This is a genomic window from Streptomyces tubercidicus, from assembly GCF_027497495.1.
Classification (GTDB): Bacteria; Actinomycetota; Actinomycetes; order Streptomycetales; family Streptomycetaceae; genus Streptomyces; species Streptomyces tubercidicus.
Map to the genome: position 1 here is coordinate 4,823,959 of NZ_CP114205.1, position 22,945 is coordinate 4,846,903.

General features: G+C 72.2%; 23 protein-coding genes. 14 read left to right on the forward strand and 9 right to left on the reverse strand.

Annotated features, from left to right (window positions below; genetic code table 11):
• Positions 1–183: 183 nt before the first annotated feature.
• From STRTU_RS21095 to STRTU_RS21120, 6 genes are all read left to right on the forward strand, one after another.
• On the forward strand, positions 184–1,326 hold the full coding sequence (locus STRTU_RS21095) for an energy-coupling factor ABC transporter permease (protein ID WP_159745129.1): 1,143 nt from the start codon (positions 184–186) through the stop codon (positions 1,324–1,326).
• A gap of 1 nt (position 1,327) precedes the next feature.
• On the forward strand, positions 1,328–2,089 hold the full coding sequence (gene cbiQ, locus STRTU_RS21100) for a cobalt ECF transporter T component CbiQ (protein ID WP_159745131.1): 762 nt from the start codon (positions 1,328–1,330) through the stop codon (positions 2,087–2,089).
• The gene (locus tag STRTU_RS21105; protein ID WP_174878902.1) at positions 2,077–2,850 is read left to right on the forward strand and encodes an energy-coupling factor ABC transporter ATP-binding protein; all 774 of its coding nucleotides are present in this window, start codon (positions 2,077–2,079) and stop codon (positions 2,848–2,850) included. The genes cbiQ and STRTU_RS21105 overlap by 13 nt, the downstream gene beginning before the upstream one ends.
• 111 nt (positions 2,851–2,961) lie before the next feature.
• Complete coding sequence (locus STRTU_RS21110) at positions 2,962–4,176, forward strand: serine hydrolase domain-containing protein (protein WP_246240960.1); 1,215 nt, start codon at positions 2,962–2,964, stop codon at positions 4,174–4,176.
• 326 nt (positions 4,177–4,502) lie between these two features.
• On the forward strand, positions 4,503–5,888 hold the full coding sequence (locus STRTU_RS21115) for an alpha/beta hydrolase (protein WP_246240969.1): 1,386 nt from the start codon (positions 4,503–4,505) through the stop codon (positions 5,886–5,888).
• 84 nt (positions 5,889–5,972) lie between these two features.
• Complete coding sequence (locus STRTU_RS21120; protein ID WP_159745135.1) at positions 5,973–6,914, forward strand: TIGR01777 family oxidoreductase; 942 nt, start codon at positions 5,973–5,975, stop codon at positions 6,912–6,914.
• A 20-nt stretch (positions 6,915–6,934) separates the two neighbouring features.
• Here STRTU_RS21120 and STRTU_RS21125 read toward each other — a convergent pair whose 3' ends face one another.
• From STRTU_RS21125 to STRTU_RS21135, 3 genes are all read right to left on the reverse strand, one after another.
• Complete coding sequence (locus STRTU_RS21125; RefSeq protein ID WP_159745137.1) at positions 6,935–7,786, reverse strand: EamA family transporter; 852 nt, start codon at positions 7,784–7,786, stop codon at positions 6,935–6,937.
• Positions 7,787–7,959: 173 nt separating this feature from the next.
• On the reverse strand, positions 7,960–9,612 hold the full coding sequence (locus tag STRTU_RS21130) for a penicillin-binding transpeptidase domain-containing protein (protein ID WP_159745139.1): 1,653 nt from the start codon (positions 9,610–9,612) through the stop codon (positions 7,960–7,962).
• A 154-nt stretch (positions 9,613–9,766) separates the two neighbouring features.
• Entirely contained in the window at positions 9,767–11,506 is a 1,740-nt protein-coding gene (locus STRTU_RS21135) for a dolichyl-phosphate-mannose--protein mannosyltransferase (protein ID WP_159745141.1), read from the reverse strand.
• A gap of 88 nt (positions 11,507–11,594) precedes the next feature.
• Between STRTU_RS21135 and rsmI the strand changes: the two genes are divergently transcribed.
• The 6 genes from rsmI (at position 11,595) to STRTU_RS21165 (ending at position 17,317) form a co-directional block, all read left to right on the forward strand.
• A complete protein-coding gene (gene rsmI / locus STRTU_RS21140; RefSeq protein WP_159745143.1) occupies positions 11,595–12,461 on the forward strand; it encodes a 16S rRNA (cytidine(1402)-2'-O)-methyltransferase in 867 nt (288 codons plus the stop codon).
• Between the two features lie 237 nt (positions 12,462–12,698).
• Positions 12,699–13,184: a hypothetical protein gene (locus tag STRTU_RS21145; protein WP_159745145.1), complete on the forward strand. Its 486-nt coding sequence runs from the start codon at positions 12,699–12,701 to the stop codon at positions 13,182–13,184.
• 33 nt (positions 13,185–13,217) lie between these two features.
• Entirely contained in the window at positions 13,218–14,093 is an 876-nt protein-coding gene (locus STRTU_RS21150; RefSeq protein WP_159745146.1) for a TatD family hydrolase, read from the forward strand.
• A 155-nt stretch (positions 14,094–14,248) separates the two neighbouring features.
• Positions 14,249–15,421, forward strand: a complete 1,173-nt coding sequence (locus tag STRTU_RS21155) for a resuscitation-promoting factor (protein ID WP_159745148.1) — start codon at positions 14,249–14,251, stop codon at positions 15,419–15,421.
• A gap of 22 nt (positions 15,422–15,443) precedes the next feature.
• Positions 15,444–16,376 (forward strand): 16S rRNA (adenine(1518)-N(6)/adenine(1519)-N(6))-dimethyltransferase RsmA, encoded by a 933-nt coding sequence (rsmA, locus tag STRTU_RS21160; protein WP_159745150.1) that lies wholly within the window; start codon positions 15,444–15,446, stop codon positions 16,374–16,376.
• Positions 16,373–17,317 carry a 4-(cytidine 5'-diphospho)-2-C-methyl-D-erythritol kinase gene (locus STRTU_RS21165; protein ID WP_159745152.1) on the forward strand — a complete coding sequence of 315 codons (945 nt, stop codon included), beginning with the start codon at positions 16,373–16,375 and terminating at the stop codon, positions 17,315–17,317. Before rsmA ends, STRTU_RS21165 begins: the two co-directional genes overlap by 4 nt.
• A gap of 201 nt (positions 17,318–17,518) precedes the next feature.
• Here the strand turns inward: STRTU_RS21165 and STRTU_RS21170 are convergent, their stop codons facing one another.
• From STRTU_RS21170 to STRTU_RS21185, 4 genes are all read right to left on the reverse strand, one after another.
• Positions 17,519–17,725 carry a hypothetical protein gene (locus tag STRTU_RS21170; RefSeq protein WP_167539182.1) on the reverse strand — a complete coding sequence of 69 codons (207 nt, stop codon included), beginning with the start codon at positions 17,723–17,725 and terminating at the stop codon, positions 17,519–17,521.
• Positions 17,726–17,837: 112 nt separating this feature from the next.
• Positions 17,838–18,029 (reverse strand): DUF397 domain-containing protein, encoded by a 192-nt coding sequence (locus STRTU_RS21175; protein WP_269777377.1) that lies wholly within the window; start codon positions 18,027–18,029, stop codon positions 17,838–17,840.
• A 145-nt stretch (positions 18,030–18,174) separates the two neighbouring features.
• Positions 18,175–18,393, reverse strand: coding sequence for a DUF397 domain-containing protein (locus STRTU_RS21180; protein ID WP_159745158.1), 219 nt, complete (start codon positions 18,391–18,393; stop codon positions 18,175–18,177).
• The gene (locus STRTU_RS21185; RefSeq protein WP_159745160.1) at positions 18,344–19,225 is read right to left on the reverse strand and encodes a helix-turn-helix domain-containing protein; all 882 of its coding nucleotides are present in this window, start codon (positions 19,223–19,225) and stop codon (positions 18,344–18,346) included. Before STRTU_RS21185 ends, STRTU_RS21180 begins: the two co-directional genes overlap by 50 nt.
• A gap of 184 nt (positions 19,226–19,409) precedes the next feature.
• Here STRTU_RS21185 and STRTU_RS21190 point away from each other — a divergent pair, with 184 nt between their 5' ends.
• Both STRTU_RS21190 and STRTU_RS21195 read left to right on the forward strand, forming a co-directional pair.
• Positions 19,410–19,625 carry a hypothetical protein gene (locus STRTU_RS21190; RefSeq protein WP_159745162.1) on the forward strand — a complete coding sequence of 72 codons (216 nt, stop codon included), beginning with the start codon at positions 19,410–19,412 and terminating at the stop codon, positions 19,623–19,625.
• 607 nt (positions 19,626–20,232) lie between these two features.
• Positions 20,233–21,438 (forward strand): methyltransferase domain-containing protein, encoded by a 1,206-nt coding sequence (locus STRTU_RS21195; RefSeq protein ID WP_159747115.1) that lies wholly within the window; start codon positions 20,233–20,235, stop codon positions 21,436–21,438.
• Positions 21,439–21,698: 260 nt separating this feature from the next.
• On the opposite strand, the gene STRTU_RS21200 is transcribed toward STRTU_RS21195, so the two are convergent.
• Positions 21,699–22,457, reverse strand: a complete 759-nt coding sequence (locus tag STRTU_RS21200; RefSeq protein WP_159745164.1) for an alpha/beta hydrolase — start codon at positions 22,455–22,457, stop codon at positions 21,699–21,701.
• Positions 22,458–22,488: 31 nt separating this feature from the next.
• On the reverse strand, positions 22,489–22,785 hold the full coding sequence (locus STRTU_RS21205) for a hypothetical protein (protein WP_246240975.1): 297 nt from the start codon (positions 22,783–22,785) through the stop codon (positions 22,489–22,491).
• Between the last annotated feature and the right edge of the window lie 160 nt (positions 22,786–22,945).

The window sequence follows — 22,945 nt, forward strand, 5'->3', positions numbered from 1 at the left end:
GCCGCCTGGCCGCGAGGTGCAGGTTCCCGCCGCTTCGCACATATGTGCCCCTCGGGGAGGGCGCCCAGGCGGGACCCCCCTGCGCGGGCGCCGTGACCGTTCCGCATCATGGGTGCTCTTGCAAGAGATTTGCAGCAGGCACCACCATTGGTGCGTTCCTGCGCCTGAAGCGGAGAAGCCGAGATGCACGTACCCGATGGATTCATCAATGCGCCGGTGTCGGCGGCGACCGGGGTGGTCGCCGCCGTCGCGGTGGCGGTCAGCCTGCGGGGTGCCCGGCGTGAGCTGGCGGGTGCGGGGCCGGGCGGCAGCGCCGCCGCCGAGCGTACGGCGCCGCTGGCCGGACTGGTCGCGGCGTTCATCTTTGCCGTGCAGATGCTGAACTTCCCGGTCGCGGCGGGCACCAGCGGGCATCTGCTGGGCGGTGCGCTCGCGGCGATCCTCGTCGGCCCGTACACCGGCGTGCTGTGTGTCTCGGTCGTGCTGCTGATGCAGGGCGTGCTGTTCGCCGACGGCGGGCTGACCGCGCTGGGCGTGAACATCACCGATATGGCGATCGTGACGACCGTGGTCGCCTACGCGCTGTTCCGGGGCCTGGTGAAGGTGCTGCCGCGGCGCCGCCGCTCGATCACCGTGGCCTCGTTCGTCGCCGCGCTGCTCTCGGTGCCCGCGGCCGCGGTGGCCTTCACCGCGATCTACGCGCTCGGCGGGACCGCGGATGTGCCGATCGGCAAGGTCTTCACCGCCATGGTGGGCGTGCATCTGCTGATCGGCATCGGCGAGGCGGCGATCACCGCGCTGACCGTCGGCGCCGTGATCGCGGTGCGCCCCGACCTGGTCTACGGTGCGCGCGGGCTGACCCAGCCGCTGGAGCTGCGGACCTCGCCGCTCGCCGGGCCCGCCGACGGGACCGAGGCGGCCGAGCCCGCCCCCGCGCCCGCTGCCGCCACCGAGGCCGCCGCCCCGGCCCCCGCCCGCCGCTCCGTCCGCCGCGTCTGGCTGGCCGGCCTCGCCGCCGCCCTGGTGTGCGCGGGCGGCATCAGCTACTACGCCTCCGCCGACCCCGACGGCCTGGAGAAGGTCGCCCACGACCACGGCATCGACGCCAAGGCCGAGGACCACGCCGCCAAGGACTCCCCGCTCGCCGACTACAGCGTCAAGGACATCACCAACCCGCGGCTGTCCGGCGGCCTCGCCGGGGTCATCGGCGTCGGCGCGACGCTGGCCGTCGGCACCGGCGTGTTCGTGGTGGTCCGCCGCCGCCGGAGCGCCGCCACCACGGAGCGGCCCGACGCGGGTGCCGAGCGCCCGAGCGAGAGCGTCTGACATGGGCGCAGGACATGCGCACAAGCTCTACCGGCACGGGCATTCGCCGGTCCACGCGCTGCCCGCGCACTGCAAGATCGCGGCGGTCTTCTGCTTCGTCCTCGTCGTCGTCTCCACCCCGCGCGAGGCCGTCTGGGCCTTCGGGCTGTACGCCCTGCTGATCGCGGCCGCCGCCGGGGCCGCCCGGATCCCGGCCGGGTTCCTGCTCAAGCGGCTGCTGATCGAGGTGCCGTTCGTCGCCTTCGCGGTGCTGATGCCGTTCGTCGCCGAGGGGCCGCGGATCACCGTCCTCGGCATGAGCCTGAGCGAGTCCGGGCTGTGGGGCGCCTGGAACATCCTCGCCAAGGGCACGCTGGGCGTCGCCGCGTCCGTACTGCTCGCCTCCACCACCGAGCTGCGGGAACTCCTGCTGGGCCTGCAGCGGCTCCGGATGCCGCCGCTGCTCGTGCAGATCGCGTCCTTCATGATCCGCTACGGCGATGTGATCACCGACGAGATGCGGCGGATGCGGATCGCCCGGCTCTCCCGCGGCTTCGAAGCGCGCGGCGTCCGCCACTGGGGCGTGCTCGCCAAGTCCGCCGGGGCGCTGTTCATCCGCTCCTACGAACGCGGGGAGCGGGTCCACCTCGCGATGGTCAGCCGCGGCTACACCGGCACCATGCCCGTGGTCGACGGCAGCGCCGCCACCCGCACACAATGGACCCGCGCGGCCGCCCTCCCGCTCGCCGCGCTCGCCGTCTGCCTCCTGGGATGGACCCTTTGAGCACCACCACGCCCGCCCCCTCCCTCGCCGTCTCCGGCCTCGCCTACGCCTACCCCGACGGCCACCAGGCGCTCTTCGGCGTCGACCTGACCGTCGGCAGCGGTGAGCGGGTCGCCCTGCTGGGGCCCAACGGCGCCGGCAAGACCACCCTCGTGCTGCACCTCAACGGCATCCTCGAAGCGGGCGCCGGCAGCGTCGCGGTCGCCGGACTCCCGGTCGCCAGAGAGCATCTCGCCGAGATCCGCCGCCGCGTCGGCATCGTCTTCCAGGACCCCGACGACCAGCTGTTCATGCCCACCGTCCGGGAGGACGTCGCCTTCGGGCCCGCCTCCGCCGGGCTGCGCGGCGCCGAGCTGGAGGAGCGGGTCACCGAGGCGCTCACCCGGGTCGGTATGGCCGAGTACACCGACCGGCCGCCGCACCACCTCTCGTTCGGGCAGCGCCGCCGGGTCGCCGTCGCCACGGTGCTGGCGATGCGGCCGGAAATCCTCGTCCTGGACGAGCCGTCCTCCAATCTCGACCCCGCCTCCCGCCGTGAACTCGCCGACATCCTGCGGTCGTTGGACGTCACCGTCCTGATGGTCACCCACGACCTGCCGTACGCGCTGGAGCTGTGCCCGCGGTCCGTCGTGCTCTCCGGCGGCGTGCTGGTCGCCGACGGGACCACCCAGGACCTGCTGTGCGACGAGGAACTGATGCGCACCCACCGGCTGGAGCTGCCCTTCGGCTTCGATCCGCGATCGGTCCAGGTCCCGCGGTAGTCCACGGCTGAGGCGGCCCCCGCCTCGCTCTCCGCGTGTGACGAACACCACGGGCGCCGCGGTCCTGGTCATGAGCACTGATCCGCGCGTTGCACCATGGATGGGTCACGAATGCGACGGATGAGTGGGAAGCGGGAGTCAGTGGTGGACGTCCAGGGCACGGTCGAGGACGGCTTCGAGCCGGTCCGGGACGCCTTCATGGCCAACTTCGCGCGGCGCGGTGAGCGGGGCGCGGCGGTCGCCGTCTACCGGCACGGGCGCAAGGTCGTGGACCTGTGGGGCGGCACCAGGGACGGCGACGCGGGCGACGACCCGGCGGCCGCGCCCTGGGAGGCCGGCACCGCCCAGGTGATCCGCTCCGCGACCAAGGGCATCGCCGCCGTCGTCCCGCTGCTGCTGCACCAGCGCGGCCAGCTCGACCTCGACGCGCCGGTCGGCACGTACTGGCCCGAGTTCAAGGCCGCCGGCAAGGAACGCGTCCTCGTCCGCCATCTGCTCACGCACCGCGCCGGACTGCCCGTCCTGGACACCCCGCTCACCCCCGCGCAGGCCATCGACGGCGTCAGCGGCCCCGCCGCCCTCGCCGCCCAGGCACCCGCCTGGGAACCCGGCACGGACCACGGCTACCACGCGCAGACCTACAGCTGGCTGCTCGGCGAACTGGTGCTGCGGGCCACCGGCCGCACCCTCGGCACCTGGGTCGCCGACGAGATAGCCGGGCCGCTCGGCCTCGACCTGTGGATCGGCCTGCCCGAGGCGGAGCGATCCCGCGTCGGGCGGCTCGCCGCCGTCGAGACCCCGGCCCCGCCCGCCGCCGCGGGGCTCCGCGTCCGCCCGAAGCGGTCCGTCGCCGACGCGTACGCCGATCCGGACTCGCTCACCCACCGCGCCTTCGCCGCGATCTCCCCCGCCCCCGACGAGAACGCCCCCGCCTACCGCGCCGCCGAGCTGCCCGCCTCCGCGGGCATCGCCACCGCCCGCTCCCTGGCCCGCTGTTACGCCGCCCTCATCGGCCCCGTGGACGGCCACTCCCGCCTCTTCGCCCCCGCCACCCTCACCCTCGCCCGCACCGAGGAGTCCGCGGGCCCCGACCGCACCCTCCTGGTCCCCACCCGCTTCGGCCTCGGCTTCATGCTCCACGGCCCGTCCTCCCCGCTCCTGGCCCCCGGCGCGTTCGGCCACCCGGGGCGCGGCGGCTCGCTCGCCGGCGCCGACCCGGAGCGCGGGCTGTCGTTCGGATACGTCACGAACGGGATGCAGCGCGGGGTTACGGCGGATCCGCGGGCGCAGGCGCTGCTGCGGGCGGTTTCCCACGTTGCCGGGTGACCCGCCGCTTTCCCTCTGTGGGTCGTAGGCCCGCCTCGGCGGGAGCGGAAGCGGGGGCGCGGGCGGGGCGCGGGCTGTTACGTCGCCATCATCCGGCCATGGAAGGGCCATGACGCGGGGGCGGTTCAGTGTGCGGCATGAACGCTACAGATTCCTTTTCGCGGCCCGGGGACGGGCCGGGCGAGAGCTTGGACGGCCGGGCGCGCCGGTCGCGCCGGAAGGTGGGCCTCACGGCCTCGGTGGGCGTGGCGGTGCTTGCCGGGTCGCTGCTGACGCCGTGGAGTGCGGGGGCCAGCCCGGGAAGTCCGGCGGCGGGTGCCGCCCCGGTGGGGACGATCAAATGGTCCGCCTGTCCCAAGGCCGATCCGCCCTTCCCCGACCCGAGCAAGCGGGCCCGGTGCGGGACCGTGGAGGTGCCGGTCGACTGGGCGAAGCCCGACGGGCCGACGATGAAGATCGCGGTGGCACGGCAGAAAGCCACCGACCCCGACAAGCGCCTCGGTGTGCTGCTCTCGAACCCGGGCGGCCCCGGTACGGGCGGTCTGGACGACGCCCTCTACGCCGACAGCCCGACCGAGGGCTATGACAAGGACATCCGGAGCCGCTTCGACATCATCGGCTTCGACCCGCGCGGGATCGGCCGCAGCGGAGAGCTCCGGTGCGACGAGAAGCTCGCCGGGAAGATTCCCACCCGCCCGAAGAACGCCGCCGAGTTCCAGCGCCTGCGTACCCTCAACAAACAGCTGGCCGACAGCTGCCGTCAGCGCAGCGGCCCGGTCGCCGACCACATGGACAGCGTCAGCGTCGCCCGCGACATGGACGCGATCCGCGCCGCCCTCGGGGAGAAGAAGATCAGCTTCCTGGGGCACTCGTACGGCACCCTCATCGGCCGCCAATACGCCCGCCTCTTCCCGCAGAAGCTCCGGGCGCTGGCCCTCGACAGCGCGATGGACCCGTCCCGGCCGGACGCCGGGCGCTACCTCAGGGACGGTTCCGCCGCCGTCGAGGGGAGTGTGCAGCAACTCGCCGACTGGTGCGCGAAGACCACCTCGTGTGCGCTGAAGGGCAAGGACGTGAAGGCCGTCGTCCGGGGGCTCTTCGCGCGCGCCGACGCGGGCAGGCTCTTCGAACCGGGGCCGCACGGCCCGACGCGGAAGAAGGTCACCGCCGACAAGCTGTCCGGCTTCCTCACCGACTACCTGGGGAAGTGGAACCCGCAGACCACCGCTGAGCAGCTGAGTGCCCTGAACAGCGGCAGGGGCGAGGTCTACTGGACCGACAGCACTCCGGTACTCGCCTGGCGCACCGTGATGTGCCGGGACTACGACTTCCGCATCCGCGACTGGGACGAGTACCGCGAGCTGCGGCAGCAGGCCCGGTCCGCCGCGCCGCACGCCCGCTACAACTCCCAGGCCCTGGACATGGTCCTCGGCTGCCAGGGCTGGCCGGCCGCGCCCGAGCCGGAACCGCAGCAGGCCAAGGGCACGCTCCCGCCGGTGTTCGTGGTGAACGCCCGGCACGACCTGGCGACCCCGCTGCCGGGTGCGCGGCGCATGGCGCAGGAATTCCCGTCGGGGCGGCTCGCCGTCCTGGACTCCGTGGACCACTGGCTCTACCGCAAGTGCCAGTCGCCGCTCCCGGAACGGGCGATCAACACCTATCTCCGTACGCTGGAGACACCGCCCGACGGCACGGTCTACCCGCGTCGTTGACGGGGCCCGGGTCGGTGGCATCTGCTGGTGCCGGGCGTGGTGTTCCCGCGCCCGGCAGGTCCGGTGACCATGAGGGGGAGCCCGATGAAGATAGTGATACCCGGCGGGACCGGTCAGGTGGGCGGCATCCTGAACCGCGCGCTGACCGCCGCGGGCCACGAAGTCGTGGTGCTGACCAGACGTCCGTCGCGGGCGGGCGAGGTGGCCTGGGACGGTACGACGCCCGGCCCCTGGACGGCGGTGATCGACGGCAGCGATGTCGTGATCAACCTGGCCGGACGCAGCGTCAGTTGCCGCTACACCCGGGCCAACCTCCAGGAGATGATGGACTCGCGGGTGGACTCCGCGCGGGTCGTGGGCGAAGCGATCGCGGCGTCCGCCCGGCCGCCCCGGGTCTGGCTCCAGATGAGCACCGCAACTATCTACGCCCATCGCCACGACGCGCCCCATGACGAGGCGACGGGGGAGATCGGCGGTGCGGAGCCCGGCGTCCCGGACTACTGGGCGTTCAGTGTCGAGATCGCCAAGGAGTGGGAGCGGGCGCAGGAGCAGGCCGCCACCCCGGATACCCGTAAGGTCGCGCTGCGGTCCGCCATGGTGATGAGCCCGGACCGCGGCGGGGTGTTCGATGTGCTGCTGCGGCTGGTGCGGCTGGGGCTGGGCGGGCCGGTCGCGGGCGGCGCCCAGTATGTGTCCTGGATCCATGAGCGCGACTTCGTCCGCGCGGTCGAGTTCCTGGTCGACCGGAACGATCTGACCGGTCCGGTGAATCTCGCCGCGCCCGGTCCGCTGCCCCATCGGGACTTCATGCGCGCGCTGCGGTCCGCCTGGGGCGCACCGGTGGGGCTGCCCGCCACGAAGTGGATGGCCGGACTGGGCGCGTTCGCACTGCGCTCCGACACCGAACTGCTGCTCAAGAGCCGCCGGGTGGTGCCCGGCCGGCTGCGCGAAGCGGGCTTCGCCTTCGAGTACGAGGCGTGGCCGGGGGCGGCGGACGACCTGGTGCGGCGCGTCCGTACCCGCTGAGCCGTCCGCGCGACGCCCCCTCAGCCCGTGTGCAGCATCAGCCCGATGCCGATGACCATCAGCCCCGCCGCGGCGATCCGCGGGGCGCCGAAGCGTTCCTTGAAGAAGAGGGCACCGATGGCGGCGCCCACCATGATCGAGGACTCGCGCAGGGCGGCGATCGGCGCGAGCGGGGCGCGGGTCTGGGCCCACAGGACCAGGCCGTAGGCGAAGACGGAGAGCACCCCGCCGGCCAGCCCGCGCAGGGCGAACGGGCGGAGTTCGGTGAGGAGTCGGCGGCGGCGGGTGGCGAGCGCGTAGGCGGGGATCACGATGCCTTCGAGGATCATCAGCCAGCCGATATAGCCGAGGGAGCTGCCGGAGGCGCGTACGCCCAGGCCGTCGACGGTGGTGTACGAGGCGATGGCGAGGCCGGTGGCGAGCGCGGCGAGCAGGGCCGGCCAGTGCGGCCTGGTCCCGGAGCCGCGGATGCCCCAGAGGGCGACCCCGACCAGGCCCGCGGAGGCCAGCGCGACACCGGCCAGCGCCCAGCCGTCGGGGATCTCGTGCACGAAGACGGCCGCCAGGACGGTGACGACCAGCGGCGCGGTGCCGCGGGCGATGGGGTACATCTGCCTGAAGTCGCCCAGGCGGAACGACTGCATCAGCAGGGCCTGGTAGACGATGTGCAGCACGGCGGAGGCCAGCAGGAAGGGCCAGGCACCGGCGGCCGGGAGCGGGGTGACCGCGGCCAGGGCGGCACCGCAGACCGCGCCGCCCCCACCGACCAGAGTGAAGGCCAGCAGCTGGTCACGGATGCCGTGGGCGATGGCGTTCCAGCTGGCGTGGGTGACGGCCGCCATCAGGACCGCGGCGACGACGAGCGGGGTCACGAGGTGCGCTCGCGCACACGGGGCGATATGTCGGTCGGGGTTCCCGGGGCGGTGCCGGACGCGGAATCGCTCATGGCCCGCACGCTAGCCAAAGCTGTACGGGCCATGCGAACGAAATCCGGTCGCTGAGACGGGGCTGGGACGGGGCGCCCCCACGGCGCCCCGTCCCAGAGTCAGCCGGCGGTGAGGACGGAGCGGACCACCGGGCCCGCGTTGGAGCCGCCGTGGCCGCTCGCCGGGACGACGGCCGCCGCGGCGAGGTCGTCGCGGTAGGCGGTGAACCAGGCGTTGGGCTTCTTCTGGTTGTCGACCTCGGCCGAGCCGGTCTTGGCGCCGACGTCACCGCTGACCCCGGACATCGCCTCGGCGGCCGTACCGGACGTCGCGGTCAGCTTCATCAGCGACCGCAGACCGCTGAGTGTGGACGGCTTCATCGTGCGCGGGGCCTTGGCGAGCGTCCGGTGGTCCAGCGACGGCGGGACGATGTACGGCTGGTGGAAGGAGCCGGCCCGGACCGTCGCGGCGAGCGTGGCGACATTGAGCGGGTTCATCCGCACCCCGCCCTGCCCGATCAGCGAGGCCGCCATCTGCGCGTCGCTCTGCACCGGCACCGCGCCGTCGAAGGTGGGAATGCCGGTCTGCCAGTTGAGGCCGATGCCGAAGACGTCCCGGGCCTCCTTGGTCAGATCGTCGTCGCTGAGGTCCTTGGCGTGCGAGATGAAGGCGTTGTTGCAGGACGCGGCGAAGCTCTGCGCGAAGGTGCCGTCCTTGATCTCGGACTTGTTGAGGTTCTGGAACTTCCAGCCGCCGACGGTCACGTACTTGGGGCACGGGTTCTTCTTGCCCGGCGAGGTCAGGCCCTTGTCCATCAGCATCGCCGCGGTCACGACCTTCATCGTCGAGCCGGGCGCCATGGACCCCTGGGTGGCCAGGTTGAAGCCCTTCTCCGGGGAGTTGGCGAGCGCCAGGATCTCGCCGGTGCTGGGCTTGACCGCGGCCACGGACGCCGACTTCTTGCCCTTGACCGCCCGCTCGGCCGCCGACTGCATCCCGGCGTCCAGGGTGGTCTTGAGGGTGCCCGGCGTCCCCTTGGAGAGCACCTTCAGCGTCTTGTCGGGCAGCTGGTCGGCGGGCTTGGCGCTCTTGGCGCGGTGGATGAACAGCTCCACACCCGGTTTGCCGTCGGTCTTGTCGCCGTACTTGTCCCGCAGGCTGTCCAGCACCCCGGCCAGCGCCGGATGCGCCTCGGGGGTCAGCGCCGCGCCCTTGCGGTCCACGGCCTTGATCGGCGGCGCCTCGGCCTCGCCCGTGCGCAGTTCGTCACCCTTGGCCAGGCCCGGGTGCATCATGTCCGGCTTCCAGGCGATCTGCGGCTTTCCGGTGGACTTCGCACGCTGCACGGTCGCGGAAGTGCGGTACGAGTACGCCGCCTTGGTGCCCTTGTAGTCGATCTGCGCGGCGACGGTGTACGGCACCTTGTCACCGGCCGGCGTGCCCGGAGTCACATGGACCTTCGAGAACCGCGCCTGCTTGCCGAGGGCCGCGAGCGCGCTCTTGCACTTCTCCGGGTCGTCCGTCAGCCCGGCCGCCTTGGCCGCGTCGCCGGACTGCCACGCGGTCAGGAACTCCCGTGACGTCGTCTGCACTTCCTTGGCCGACAGCGGGCCGGTCGCCACCTTGGCGCCCTTGTCGCCCGCCTTGGCGTCCGTGGAGCTGACCTCCTGCGACGACTCGTCCGAGCCGCCGAACAGGGTGAGGCCGCCCACGACGCCCGCCACCAGGGCCACCGATCCGCCGATCAGCCCGTACTTCACCTCACGGCGCATACCACCGATTCCCTCCAAGAGCCTCGTCCCTGAATACGCACACAAGAACGTGCCCCGCACTCTAAGGGACACGGGAGGGCGGTGAGTCTCGATAGGGGCACGGTCCGGTGACACGCTGTTGTAAGGCTGTTACGGAACCGTCAAATTGGCGCCGCTACACCCAGGTGTCGAACCACATCCGCTGGTGCCAGGCCGACTTGGGGATCGGCATCCCCGTATAGAGGGGGAAGAAGTAGATGAAATTCCATGCGATCAGGAGAACCAGGACACCCGCGCCGACTGCCCCGATCGTGCGACGGCGCTCCGTCGACCCCGGTGGCCCGATGATCGCGCCGATCAGCATCGCCAGCGCCAGACACAGGAACGGGACGAACACCACCGCGTAGAAGAGGAAGATGGTCCGCTCCTGGTAGAGGAACCACGGCAGATAACCGGCCGCGACCGCGCAGAGGATCGCCCCGGCCCGCCAGTCCCGCCGGAACAGCCAGCGGTAGAGGACATACAGGAGCGCGAAGCAGGCCGCCCACCACAACAGGGGGGTGCCCAGCGCCAGCACCTCACGGGCGCAGGACCCGGCCGCGGTGCAGCCGTCCTGGCCGGCCTTGGGCTCCTCGTAGAAGTATGAGACCGGGCGGCCCAGGATCAGCCAGCTCCAGGGGTTGGACTGGTAGGTGTGCGGGGTGGTCAGTCCGGTGTGGAAGGAGTAGACCTCGGTCTGGTAGTGCCACAGGCTGCGCAGCCAGTCCGGCAGCCAGGTCCAGTGGCCCGTACGGCCCTCCGGCGAGGTCGCCCAGTCGCGGTAGTAGCCGCCCTTGGTGGCGATCCAGCCCGACCAGGACGCCAGATAGGTGGCGAGGGCGACGACGACGGTGGACCCGAAGGCGGGCAGCACATCGCGGCGCAGCGCCGAGCGGAACGGGCGCCGGGCACCGGCCGTACGGCGTGCCGCGACATCCCACAGCACCGTCATCAGGGCGAAGGCCGCGAGGAAGTAGAGGCCGTTCCACTTCGTCGCGGTGGCCAGCCCCAGACACAGCCCGGCCGCGATCCGCCAGGGCCGCCAGCCCAGCCGCAGCCGGTCGCCGACGCCCTCGTCGGGGCGCATCAGCCCATCCGGGCCGATCGGCAGCCTCGCCGCCAGCCGGGCCCGGGTGTGGTCCCGGTCCACCAGCAGACAGCCGAACGCGGCCACCACCCAGAACATCACGATCAGATCCAGCAGCGCGGTCCGGCTCATCACGAAGTGCAGACCGTCCACCGCCAGCAGCGCGCCCGCAAGACAGCCCAGCGCCGTCGAGCGCAGCAGCCGGCGGCCGATACGGCAGACCAGCAGCACCGAGAGGGTGCCGAGCAGCGCCACCATGAACCGCCAGCCGAAAGGGTTCATCCCGAACACGCTCTCGCCGAGCGCGATCAGCCACTTGCCCATCGGCGGGTGGACGACATACGAGTGCTCCGGCGACAGCAGCAGCTCCGGCGGATGCCCGACCAGCGCGTCATTGGCGTTCTTGGCCCAGGTGCCCTCATAGCCGTACTGCAGCAGCGACCAGGCGTCCTTGGGGTAGTACGTCTCGTCGAATATCACCTTCCGCGGGCTGCCCAGATTCCAGAACCGCAGCACCCCGGCGAACAGCGCCACCAGCAGCGGACCGAGCCAGGCCGCCCAGCGCGTCAGCCGGACCGCGGCCTCCGGGCCCGCGCCGAACACCGCCCACAGACGGCCGCTCGGCTCGGGGAAGGCGGGCACCAGCCGCGCGCGGACATCGGTCTGCGGGCGGACGGGAAGCCCGAAGCGACGCAGCCGCCGCTGCCACACGGGGGGCGCTCCCGGCGGCTCCGGAGCGGGCTGCGCGGCGGCATCGGTCGCGGTGGTGTCACTCGTCACCCGGCCCATCGTAGGGAAGCCGCCTGTGGACGGCGCGGAGCGCACCGGGGGGACACCGACCGGCCGGAGCGCGGCGGCGCCCTGGGAGGATGGGGAGGTGACTGGAACGCTGGTACTTGCAGGGACGCCCATCGGAGAGATCGCGGACGCACCGCCGCGGCTCGCCACCGAACTGGCCGCCGCCGATGTGATCGCCGCCGAGGACACCCGGCGGCTGCGCCGGCTGACCCAGGCGCTGGAGGTCCAGCCGTCCGGGCGGATCGTGTCGTACTTCGAGGGCAACGAGGCGGCCCGGACGCCCGAGCTGGCCGAGGCGCTGGCCGGCGGGGCGCGGGTGCTGCTGGTCACCGACGCGGGCATGCCCTCGGTCTCCGACCCCGGCTACCGGCTGGTCGCCGCCGCCGTCGAACGCGACATCAAGGTCACCGCCGTACCGGGCCCCAGCGCCGTACTCACCGCCCTGGCCGTCTCCGGGCTGCCGGTCGACCGCTTCTGCTTCGAGGGGTTTCTGCCCCGCAAGGGCGGTGAGCGGCGCACCCGGCTGCGCGAGGTCGAAGACGAGCGGCGCACCCTCGTCTACTTCGAGGCCCCGCACCGGCTGGACGACACCCTCGCCGCGATGGCCGAGATCTTCGGCGCCGACCGGCGGGCCGCGGTCTGCCGGGAGCTGACCAAGACCTACGAGGAGGTCAAGCGCGGGCCGCTGGCCGAACTCGTGCCCTGGGCGGCCGAGGGCGTACGCGGCGAGATCACCATCGTCGTCGAGGGCGCCCCGGACAGCGGGCCGCAGGACCTGGACGCCGAGGAGCTGGTCCGCCGGGTGCGGGTCCGCGAGGAGGCCGGGGAGCGCCGCAAGGAAGCGATCGCCGCGGTGGCCGCGGACGCCGGCCTGCCCAAGCGGGAGGTCTTCGACGCGGTGGTGGCGGCGAAGAACGCGGAAAAGGGCCCGGCGAAGGGCGCCTAGCCGGACGCGGCGGAGGGCCCGGCGGGGCGCGCGGCGGAAACCGACTCATCAGAAGGTAAATGACTGGCCTGAAAGGTAAAGCGCAGGCCGGGATGGCGGGGACTTTTCCCTGCCCCCGGCCAAATCTGGGCCAATACGGTCGGCGATCTGCTGCTTTGTGACCGGGAAAGGCGTCCACTGGACGAGGGACGAACGGTTCCCGAAGACCTTGTCCGGAGGACAAGAGGAGCGCAGCACATGAGCGATTTCGCCAGGACCCACGGAGCTTCCACCACGACCACCGGCGGAGAGCATCCCGATCACCGGCCCGACGCCGCCGCGCACGAGGCGTACTCCTTCGCCTGTATGCGATGCGGCTACGGCTGGGAGCAGGCTTACGAGATAGTCCACGAGGTCGACGGCAAGGGAGAGCTGCATGTCGTCTACTACGCGGACGGCGAGCGCGTCCGGTCCCCGCTGACCTGCCCCACCTGCGTGAACTGCGGCAGCGACGTGGTCCGCATCATGCGTTCCGGCCAGGTCTCGATGGTCTCCGCCGCGATGGCGAGCATGCACCAGCGCGGGAACGGCGGCGAGAAGAAGCACGGCGGCGCGAAGAACAAGGAACCCGCGGCCGCGGACCCGGACGGCACCGACGACCGCACCGCCGGGGACAAGGACACCGGACGCCACCACTGGCACCTCTCCGACCTGCTGCACCCCTTCCAGCACCACCGCAAGTGAGCTCCGTGCCGCGCCCCTCGTAGGATCGCGGCCATGGCACCGCAGGACAAGAACACCCCGCCGCCGCTGCCCGAACCCCTTCGGGTGGCGGTCGCGGATTCGCACACCCACCTGGACATGCAGGACAGCACCGTCGAGGAGGCGCTGGCCAAGGCCGCCTCGGTCGGGGTGACCACCGTCGTCCAGGTGGGGTGCGACCTGGCCGGTTCGCGCTGGGCCGCCGAGACCGCGGCGGCCCACGACAGCGTGCACGCCACCGTCGCCCTGCACCCCAACGAGGCACCCCGGATCGTGCTCGGGGACCCCGACGGCTGGTCCCGGCAGGGCGCCCGGGAGCCCGGCGGCGACAGCGCGCTCGACGCCGCCCTCGCTGAGATCGACAAGCTGGCCGCCCTCCCGCAGGTCCGCGGCGTAGGCGAAACCGGCCTGGACTACTTCCGCACCGGCCCCGACGGCATGGCCGCCCAGGAAGCCTCCTTCCGGGCGCACATCGAGATCGCCAAGCGGCACGGCAAGGCCCTGGTCATCCACGACCGCGAGGCACACGACGACGTGCTGCGGATCCTGCGCGAGGAGGGCGCCCCCGACCGGGTCGTCTTCCACTGCTACTCCGGCGACGCCGCGATGGCCGAGATCTGCGCCGCGGCCGGCTACTTCATGTCCTTCGCCGGCAACGTCACCTTCAAGAACGCCCAGCCACTGCGCGACGCGCTCGCCGTCGCCCCGCCCGAACTGGTCCTCGTCGAGACCGACGCCCCCTTCCTCACGCCCGCCCCGTACCGCGGACGGGCCAACGCCCCGTACCTCATTCCGGTCACCCTGCGGGCCATGGCCGAGGTCACCGGGATGACGGAGGACGCCCTCGCCACCGCCGTCGCGGCGAACACGGCGCGGGCCTTCGGTTACTGACGGTTCGCGGCCGGCTCCCGGCGGCCGCCGCAGGGCCCGTACGCCCCGCCCGACGGCCGCCCCCGTTCCCCCGATCTGATCACTTTCCGTATCGGGGCGAGTTGGGAGAGTGACGCCGACTCCGCTAGATTCCGGCCGTCAACCGCAGCCGGGGCATGTGGAGCGCGTTCGTGAGCCATTCGCAGAGCAGCAGCCACCGCGCCGCGCGCGGCCGTCGCAGACGCCGCGCCGAACGCCCCGAGGCGCTGCGCGGGCTGCTGCCCCGGGCGCTGGTCGTGGCCTTCCTCGCCGGCGGCACCACCGCCTTCATCGCGCACGACAAGGCGGTCCGGCTCACCGTCGACGGCACCCCGCGCACCCTGCACACCTTCGCCGCCGACGTCGATGACCTGCTGGCCGACGAGCGGCTCGCCGTCGGCGCCCACGACATCGTCGCGCCCGCCCCCGGCACCGCGCTCAACAGCGGCGACGAGGTCGTGGTCCGGCACGGCCGCCCGGTCGTGCTCACCATCGACGGCCGGCGCCGCACGGTATGGACCACCGCGGACACCGTCGCCGGCGCCCTGCACCAGATCGGCGTACGGGCCGACGGCGCCTACCTCTCGGCCTCCCGCTCCCGCCGCATCGAGCAGCGCGGCATGGAGCTGGCGGTCCGTACCGAACGCTCGGTGGCGATCGTCGCCGACGGCCGCGCGCACCGGATCCGCACCAACGCGGCCACCGTCCGCGAGGCCCTCACCGAGGCCGGGATCACCCTGGGCGACAAGGACACCACCTCGGTGCCGCCGGACAGCTTCCCGCGCGACGGCCAGACCTTTTCGGTGCTGCGGATCACCGGCTCCAAGCAGGTCCGCGAGCGGGCCATCCCCTTCCGTACGATCCACCGCGCCGACGCCCGCCTGGCCCGCGGCACCGTCGTGGTCGTCCAGCAGGGCCGCCCCGGCGTCCGGCGGGTCACCTACCGGGTGCGCGCCGTCAACGGCGTCAAACAGAAAGCGAAGCGGCTGCGCAGCGAGGTCGTGCGCGCCCCGCGCCCGCAGATCGTGCACCTCGGCATCCGGGAGCTGCCCACCTCCGTGCGCGGCGCCGACCACCTCGCCTGGCACGCGCTGGCGCAGTGCGAGGCGGGCGGCCGGCCGAACGCCGTCGACTCCTCGGGCACCTACGGCGGGCTCTACCAGTTCGATGTCGCCACCTGGCGGGCCCTCGGCGGCCGCGGCCGCCCCCAGGACGCCTCCCCCCAGGAACAGACCTTCCGGGCCAAGAAGCTCTACATCAGAAGGGGGGCGAGCCCGTGGCCGGTCTGCGGCCGTAAGCTTCACGGGTGAACGAGCGCAACGAGGCTGTGGCATGAGCAAGAGCACCACCGACGATCCCGGTCCCCTGCTGGGCGCCGCCGACATCCGCGAGCTGGCCGCCGCGCTGGGCGTCCGCCCCACCAAGCAGCGCGGCCAGAACTTCGTCATCGACGCCAACACCGTCCGCCGGATCGTCCGGACCGCCGAGGTCCGCCCCGACGACGTGGTGGTCGAGATCGGCCCGGGGCTCGGCTCACTGACCCTGGGGCTGCTGGAGGCCGCCGACCGGGTCACCGCCGTCGAGATCGACGAGGTGCTCGCCGCCGCGCTGCCGTCCACTGTCGCGGCCCGGCTGCCCGAGCGCGCCGACCGCTTCGCGCTGGTGCACCGCGACGCCATGCACGTCACCGAGCTGCCCGGCCCCGCGCCCACCGCGCTGGTCGCCAACCTCCCCTACAACGTCGCGGTGCCCGTACTGCTGCACATGCTCGCGACCTTCCCCACCATCGACCGCACCCTGGTCATGGTCCAGTCCGAGGTCGCCGACCGGCTCGCCGCCCGCCCCGGCAACAAGGTCTACGGTGTGCCGTCGGTCAAGGCCAACTGGTACGCCGAGGTCAAACGGGCCGGCGCCATCGGCCGCAACGTCTTCTGGCCCGCCCCCAACGTCGACTCCGGCCTGGTCTCCCTCGTACGCCGCGACAAGCCCATCGAAACCTCGGCCAGCCGCGACGAGGTCTTCGCCGTCGTCGACGCCGCCTTCGCCCAGCGCCGTAAAACCCTGCGCGCCGCGCTCTCGGGCTGGGCCGGCTCGGCCGCCGCGGCAGAGGCCGCCCTGGTCGCCGCGGGCGTCTCCCCGCAGGCCCGCGGGGAGGCACTGACCGTGGAGGAGTTCGCGAGGATCGCCGAACACAAGGGACCGGGCGGGACGCCCGGCATCCGCCAGTCCGGGGGAGCACACGCATCAGGGGGAGAGCAGGCATGACCGACAACACCGCCAAGACCACTCAGCAGACCACCGCCGCGACCGCCGCCCCGGTCACCGTCCGGGTACCGGCCAAGGTCAACGTCCAGCTGGCGGTGGGCGCCGCCCGCCCGGACGGCTTCCACGACCTGGCGAACGTCTTCCTCGCCGTCGGCCTCTACGACGAGGTCACCGCGACCCCCGCCGACACCCTCCGGATCACCGCCGAGGGCCACGACGTCGACCAGATCCCCCTGGACCGCACGAACCTCGCGGCCCGCGCCGCCGAACTCCTCGCCGCCCGCCACGGCATCGAGCCGAACGTCCACCTCCACATCACCAAGGACATCCCTGTCGCGGGCGGTATGGCGGGCGGCAGCGCGGATGCCGCCGGCGCCCTGCTGGCCTGCGACGCCCTGTGGTCCACCGGTGCCTCGCGGGATGAACTCCTCTCCCTCTGCGCCGAGTTGGGCAGCGACGTACCGTTCAGCCTGGTCGGTGGCGCGGCGCTGGGGCGGGGGCGAGGCGAACTGCTGACGCCGCTGGCCGTCGGCGGAGCCTTCCACTGGGTCTTCGCCGTCGCCGACGGCGGCCTGTCCACCCCCGCCGTCTACGGCGAGTTCGACCGCCTGACGGCGGGGACGGACGTCCCGGAGCCGGAGGCCGCCCCGGAGCTGCTGGCCGCCCTGGAGTCCGGCGACGCCACCGCGCTTGCCTCAGCTCTGTCCAACGACCTCCAGGCGGCGGCGCTGTCCCTGCGGCCGTCGCTGACCGCGACGTTGGAGGCGGGCACTGCGGCCGGCGCCCTGGCCGCGCTGGTCTCCGGCTCGGGGCCGACCACCGCGTTCCTGGTCAAGGACGCGGAGGTGGCGGAGGAAGTGGCCGCGGCGCTGCTGGCGTCGGGGACCTGCCGTCAGGTACGGGTGGCGGATTCTCCGGCGGTGGGGGCGCGGGTTCTGTAGGGCGATGGTCCTCTAAGGGGCGGGGGAACAGATCCCGTAGGGGGTACGAGCGCCCCCTGCGGGGCCACAACGCGGCGGGGCCGGGCGGGTATTCCCGCGCGACCCCGCCGCGTTGTATTGGCTGGGAAGTTCAAGCGCCCGGCAGGGCAGTTGGCCTCTGACCAGTGATCTTGACCGTTTGTCAGGCGACTTTGACCGTTCCTAGTCACCACCGCTGGTGGTCCGCGTCACGCTCCGGCGCTGGCGCCGGCGCCGGCGCTTCTCGGAGCGACGCACCAGCTCGCTCGCGGCGAGCGTCACGGTCGCCACGCCGCGGACCCAACGGGGTCCGCCGCGCTCCGCCCACACCACACATGCACACCCGCCGACGGCGAGCACCAAGACGCCGAGCAGTACCAGATTAATCATGTTCTTCACCCCTGCGTTCAGTCGTACGGCCCTGGTGATCGTTTCAGACCAGGAAGGACCCCAACGGGATGTCCGACCGAAACGACATCTGGCCCACTGCCTCTCCCTCGTGTCAGAGGACAGCAGTGCCTTTGACGGCGGTGACGAAGGACGACCAGGCAGCGGTCGGGAAGATGATCGCCGGGCCCCCGGGGGCTTTGGAGTCGCGGACGGGGATGATGCCGGGGAGGTTGTCGGCGACCTCGACGCAGTCGCCGCCTGAGCCGTTGGTGTAGCTGCTCTTGCGCCAGGTGGCCGTGCTCAAGTCAGCGTGGCTGTTTGTCATTTCGGCCTTCCCCTGTTGTTCCCGGATCTCCGGAAGGGAAGCGCGCCCGCCTTGCGGGCCACAACGCGGCGGGGCGGGGAGCCCGTCCCCGGGCGCCCGGAACCTGCCGGGCGCCCAGGAGGACTCAGGCGCCTGGCAGATCCGTTTCCTTTACGGAGGAGACGAACGACGACCAGGCGGCGGCCCGGAAGATGATCGCCGGGCCCTGGGGGTCTTTGGAGTCGCGGACGGGGATGATGCCGGGGAGGTTGTCGGCGACCTCGACGCAGTAGCCCCCGTCCCCGTTGCTGCGGCTACTTTTGAGCCAATGGGCCTTGCTCAAGTCCACGTGAGTGCTTGCCATTCCGGTAGTCCTCTGCTGCTTTCTCGATCGCTTTCAGAGACACATCAGGTGGCAGAGCGGCGGCCCTGAGTCGATCATAGGCCTTTGCATACTTCCTGATGCAGCTCGGATCATCGGTGAGCTGACCGCTGTACATGCCCTCTGTGTACATGAGAGGCGGGGCATCGGAGAAGGTCAGGAGCCTGGTCGTGCCCATCGTGAACGGGTGGCCTGCGACATTCCACGGAAGAATCTGTGGAATGAATCGGCGGCGTTGTGCAACTTCGACGACGTGGGCGAGCTGTTCGGCCATACCGTCTGGATCGAGTACCGGGCGCAGCAGAACCAACTCGCTCATGACAACCCAGGTCTCAGGGCTCTTGGCATCCTCGAAGAGCCACGCTCGCTCCCGCCGCGCGGAAACCTTCGTCGATACCTCTTCCTCGGGCTCGGTCGGGTGCGTTGCGTGGACGACGGCTCGGATGTACGGCTCCAGTTGCAGCGGGCCGGGGAGCAGATCGGGCATCCATTCCTCGACGTCCCGGGCTCGTTCCTCCAACTCAACGACATCGGCATAGTAGTCCGCGTGCCCTCTGGTCTTCGCCTTCCGCACGTCCTCGCAGCAGCGGGCGAAGAAGCCGTCCGTCTTCAGAACCCTGTCCACGTGTTCGGCCAGGTCCTGGGGCATCCGGCGCTGACCACGCTCGATCTCGCTGAGGTGGCTCAGTCCGTAGAAGCTTCCCTTCGTCAACTGCTCAAGCGTGAGCCCTGCCGCCTCTCTCTTCCAGCGCAGCTCCTTGCCGTAGAAGGTGGGGACTCCCGCCGATCCGTCAATTTCCTTGCGTCGTGCCACGGTTCACCGCCGTACGTGTAGCCGAGTCAGAGCGGTTGTGGGCGATCCCCGGCGGTCCTCACTGTTCCACCCGTCATACGCGCATTCCCCGGACCGCGACCGGGAGCCCAAACACTTTCACGCTACGCCGCGTCACATCACTCTGTAAGCAGTTCGTTGCGATGCGTACAGAAAGGTGGGGTCCATGCCCCTCGACCGTTCCCTCCCCGACGACGTGCACCAGAGCGCCGAAGAGCTGCGCAGTGCGCTGAAGGACCACGGCATCACGCTGCCGTCGCTCGGCGTCGAGCTGCCCGGCTTCGCGAGCGTCTACGGCGCCTCGCTTGTCGCCCTCGGTAACTGCAATGCGGCCACCGCCCGCCGCCTCGCCGAGGTTCTCCGCAAGGCGGCCGACCGTTGAACGGTGGGCCAGGGCTCGTCCGCACCGTCCTTGGAAGGCTGCTGAGTTGCTTACTTCCGGGGCGGGGCGGCCATCGGGCGGTCGGCAGTGCGGTCAGTAGTACCGGTGCTCCTCCGCCCACGGCCTGTTTGCCGGACGGGACGCTGGTGCGGCGTCGCCTCGTACGCGTCCGCCGAGTGCCGCCCGAACTACTGCCGTTGTGCGGCGAGGACGGCCGCCTCGTCCGGCCGTACATGCGCGTCCGACCGTCGGAGCAGGCGCGGCCCGCCGCAGACCAGGCGGCTCGGCGCCGGGAGCTGGAGGAGGCCGTACGGAGGCTCAACACCTGGTCGTCCGGTGGGGGAGGCCGCCGCTGACCGACACGGATCCCGTCCCCGTAACAGGGACGGGCGCGCACCGGCTGTCTGCTGTGCTCGTTTCCCTTACGGGCGCGGGCAGTTGACCCGTACCTCACGCAGGTACGCACCACTCACAGAGGCACCGCCCACGAATGCACCAGGAGGAAGAGATGGGTGTGATTGCCCAGAACGGCGGCGGCAGCGACAGGCTGCCAGAGGCAACAGGCATGGAAGAGCGCCCCGGCCTCAACGGGCTGGGGCGTGCCCTCATGGCGGCGGGTGTTCTCTCCCCGGACTGGGTCTCCGCCTACCTGGCCGTGCCCAGGTCGGCCGTACTGCCCGAGCTCATCTGGCCGTTCGACATGGCGGCCGGGCGCAGCGTGCCGGTGTCCCGTACGGAGAGCCCGGAGGTGTGGCGGGAATACGTGGATGCGGACGTTCCCGTCGTCACCCAGTGGGACGACGGAAAACGGTCCGGCGCCTCACCCGGTGAGGTGCCGACCAGTTCCGCATCGATGCCGTCGGTCGTCTTCCGGATGCTCCAGGACGTGGACCTGCACCCCGGGCACAAGGTCCTGGAGATCGGGGCCGCGACGCTGTGGAACGCGCTGCTCATGGCGCACCGTGCCGGGCCCGGGAACGTCACCACCATGGAGGTCGACGGGGCGCTGGCCGCCGCCGCCCGCGCCACGGCCGCGCGGTTCGGGAACTCCGTCCGCGTCCTCCACGGTGACGGGAGCCGGGGCCACCCGGAAGGCGCGCCGTACGACCGCATCATGGCGACGTGCGGCGTTCGGTCCGTTCCGTTCGCGTGGGTGGAGCAGTGCCGTCCCGGCGGGGTCATCGTGGCCCCGTGGGGGACGCACTACAGCCATGGTGACGCGGTGGCCCGCCTGATGGTCGCGCCGGACGGGCAGAGCGCCGCCGGACGCTTCACGGGCCCCGTGGAGTTCATGAAGCTCCGCTCCCAGCGCCCGGCCGCCGTGGACCATTCCGCGTACGTCACGGGGAGCGTCGCGGACGGCGAGGAATCGTCCACGACGCTCACCGAGGCGGAGTTCCTCGGGGAGCGGTTCGGCCCCGAGGGGTTCGTCCTGGGCCTGCGCGTCCCCCGCTGCCTGCACGTCGTGGCGGACAAAGGCGATGGTGGGCGTCCGGTGTGGTTCTACGGGCTGGGGGATGGGGTGAGCGGCGGGGTGGGCGACGGGCGGCCGAGCGATGGGCAGCCGAGCGATGAGCTGAGCGACGGGGCGCGCGACGCGTCCTGGGCGTGCGTGCTGTTCCGGGACGGGGACACCGCCCGCGTCTGGCAGTCCGGCCCTCGCCGTCTGTGGGACGAGGTGGAGGACGCCTTCCACTGGTGGGAGGGGCGGGGGAGGCCCGAGCACACCCGGTTCGGCCTGACCGTGACGGCCGAGGGTGAACGGGTGTGGCTGGACGACCCGGCCGACTCCTGGGCGCTGACGGGGCCGTGAGGGGGCGCTGGCGGGGCCATGGATGTCCCGGAACTGGCGCGAGTTGTCAGCCCACTTGAGCACGTTCCACGCCGGGAAGACGGATCGGTCCGCCCGGTACCCACCGCCCGTAGACTCCGGGCCCTATGCGACGAGTTCGGCCCCCGAGGCGCGACCACCGCGTGGCCGCGCTGGGGGCGGAGATCGCCGCGCTGAGCACGCCGTGACGAGAGGGCGGGCCTCCTGGCGGCCCGCCCGCCGCTGAGACGTCGGCAGCGGCGCTACGCCGCGCCCCCACCCCCGCCGGCCGCCGCCAGCACCCCCGCCACCAGCCGCCCCGCCCGTACCGCATGCTCGGCCGTCGTCGGGAGGCAGCGGTCCGCCGCCGGGTCGTACGCGGTCATGGTCACGCCCGCGTGGTCGGTGTCGGTCTCCTGGAGGGTCGTCGCCCGGCCCGCGGCGCGTAGGGCCTCGGTGAGGTCGCGGGAGTAACGGGCGTCCAGGACGGTGTCGCGGGTGCCGTGGACGAGATGGACCGGTACGCCCGGGTCGCGGCCCGCGGCGAGGTCGTCCAGCGGGGCGGTGCCGGTGGTCCGCGCCAGCAGGTCGTAGCGGCCCGCGACACCCACCACCGCCCTCGGCCGCCACCCCGCCACGCTCTCGGGCCACAGCGCGACCCCCAGCGCGGCCCCGGCCCCCGCCGACCACCCGGCCAGTACGAGCGACTCCCCGTCGCCGCCCAGCCCGCCCGCTTCCTTCCGGGCGAAGGACAGGGACTCCAGCAGATGTGACCGGCCGCCGTCCGCCGCGTCCGAGCGCCAGTCCGGTACGAGGACCAGCAGCCCGCGCGCCGCCGCCGTCCGCGCCAGCGGTTCGAGCACATCCCGCTCGTCGGGGCCGAGGCCGTGCCAGAGCAGCACGGTGGGCGCCGCGCCGGACGCCCCGGCCGGACGGTGGACGTCCAGTTGCTTGCCGCTCGGCCCGTAAACCAGCCCGCGTACTGTCTCCGTCTCCACTGCCATGCCCATGTCCGGTGCCATGACGGCACGTTACAACGGCGAGCCGGATCCCTCAGCTGCCCACGATGCCCAGCGACACCACCCAGGACAGGACCAGCAGACACGGCGCCGCCAGCAGGCATCCCCAGCCCACTGTGCCCCTGCTGCCCATCCCCACCACCGCCAGGAGGGCGGCCACGAAGGCGGCGCCGACCGGCAGGCCGCCGACGATCTGCTGGGCGCTCGCGGAGCAGATCGTGCGGGCGTCCTTCTCGGTGCAGCTGTCGCTCGCCATTACCAGCAGCGGCGCGAACAGCCCGGTCACCCCGGCGAACGCCAGCACCAGCAGGCTGACGACGATGCGGCCCACGGTGGAAGCTGTCCCCGAACCTGTCCCTGAACCTGTCTCCGAACCTGTCTCCGAACCTGTCACCGAACCTGTCACCGACGGTGCCGCGTCGTGCACGGGAGTGCCGGATGCCGGAAGGGGCGTCGGAGCCTGGTCGTTGATCATGCGGCCCACGCTAGGA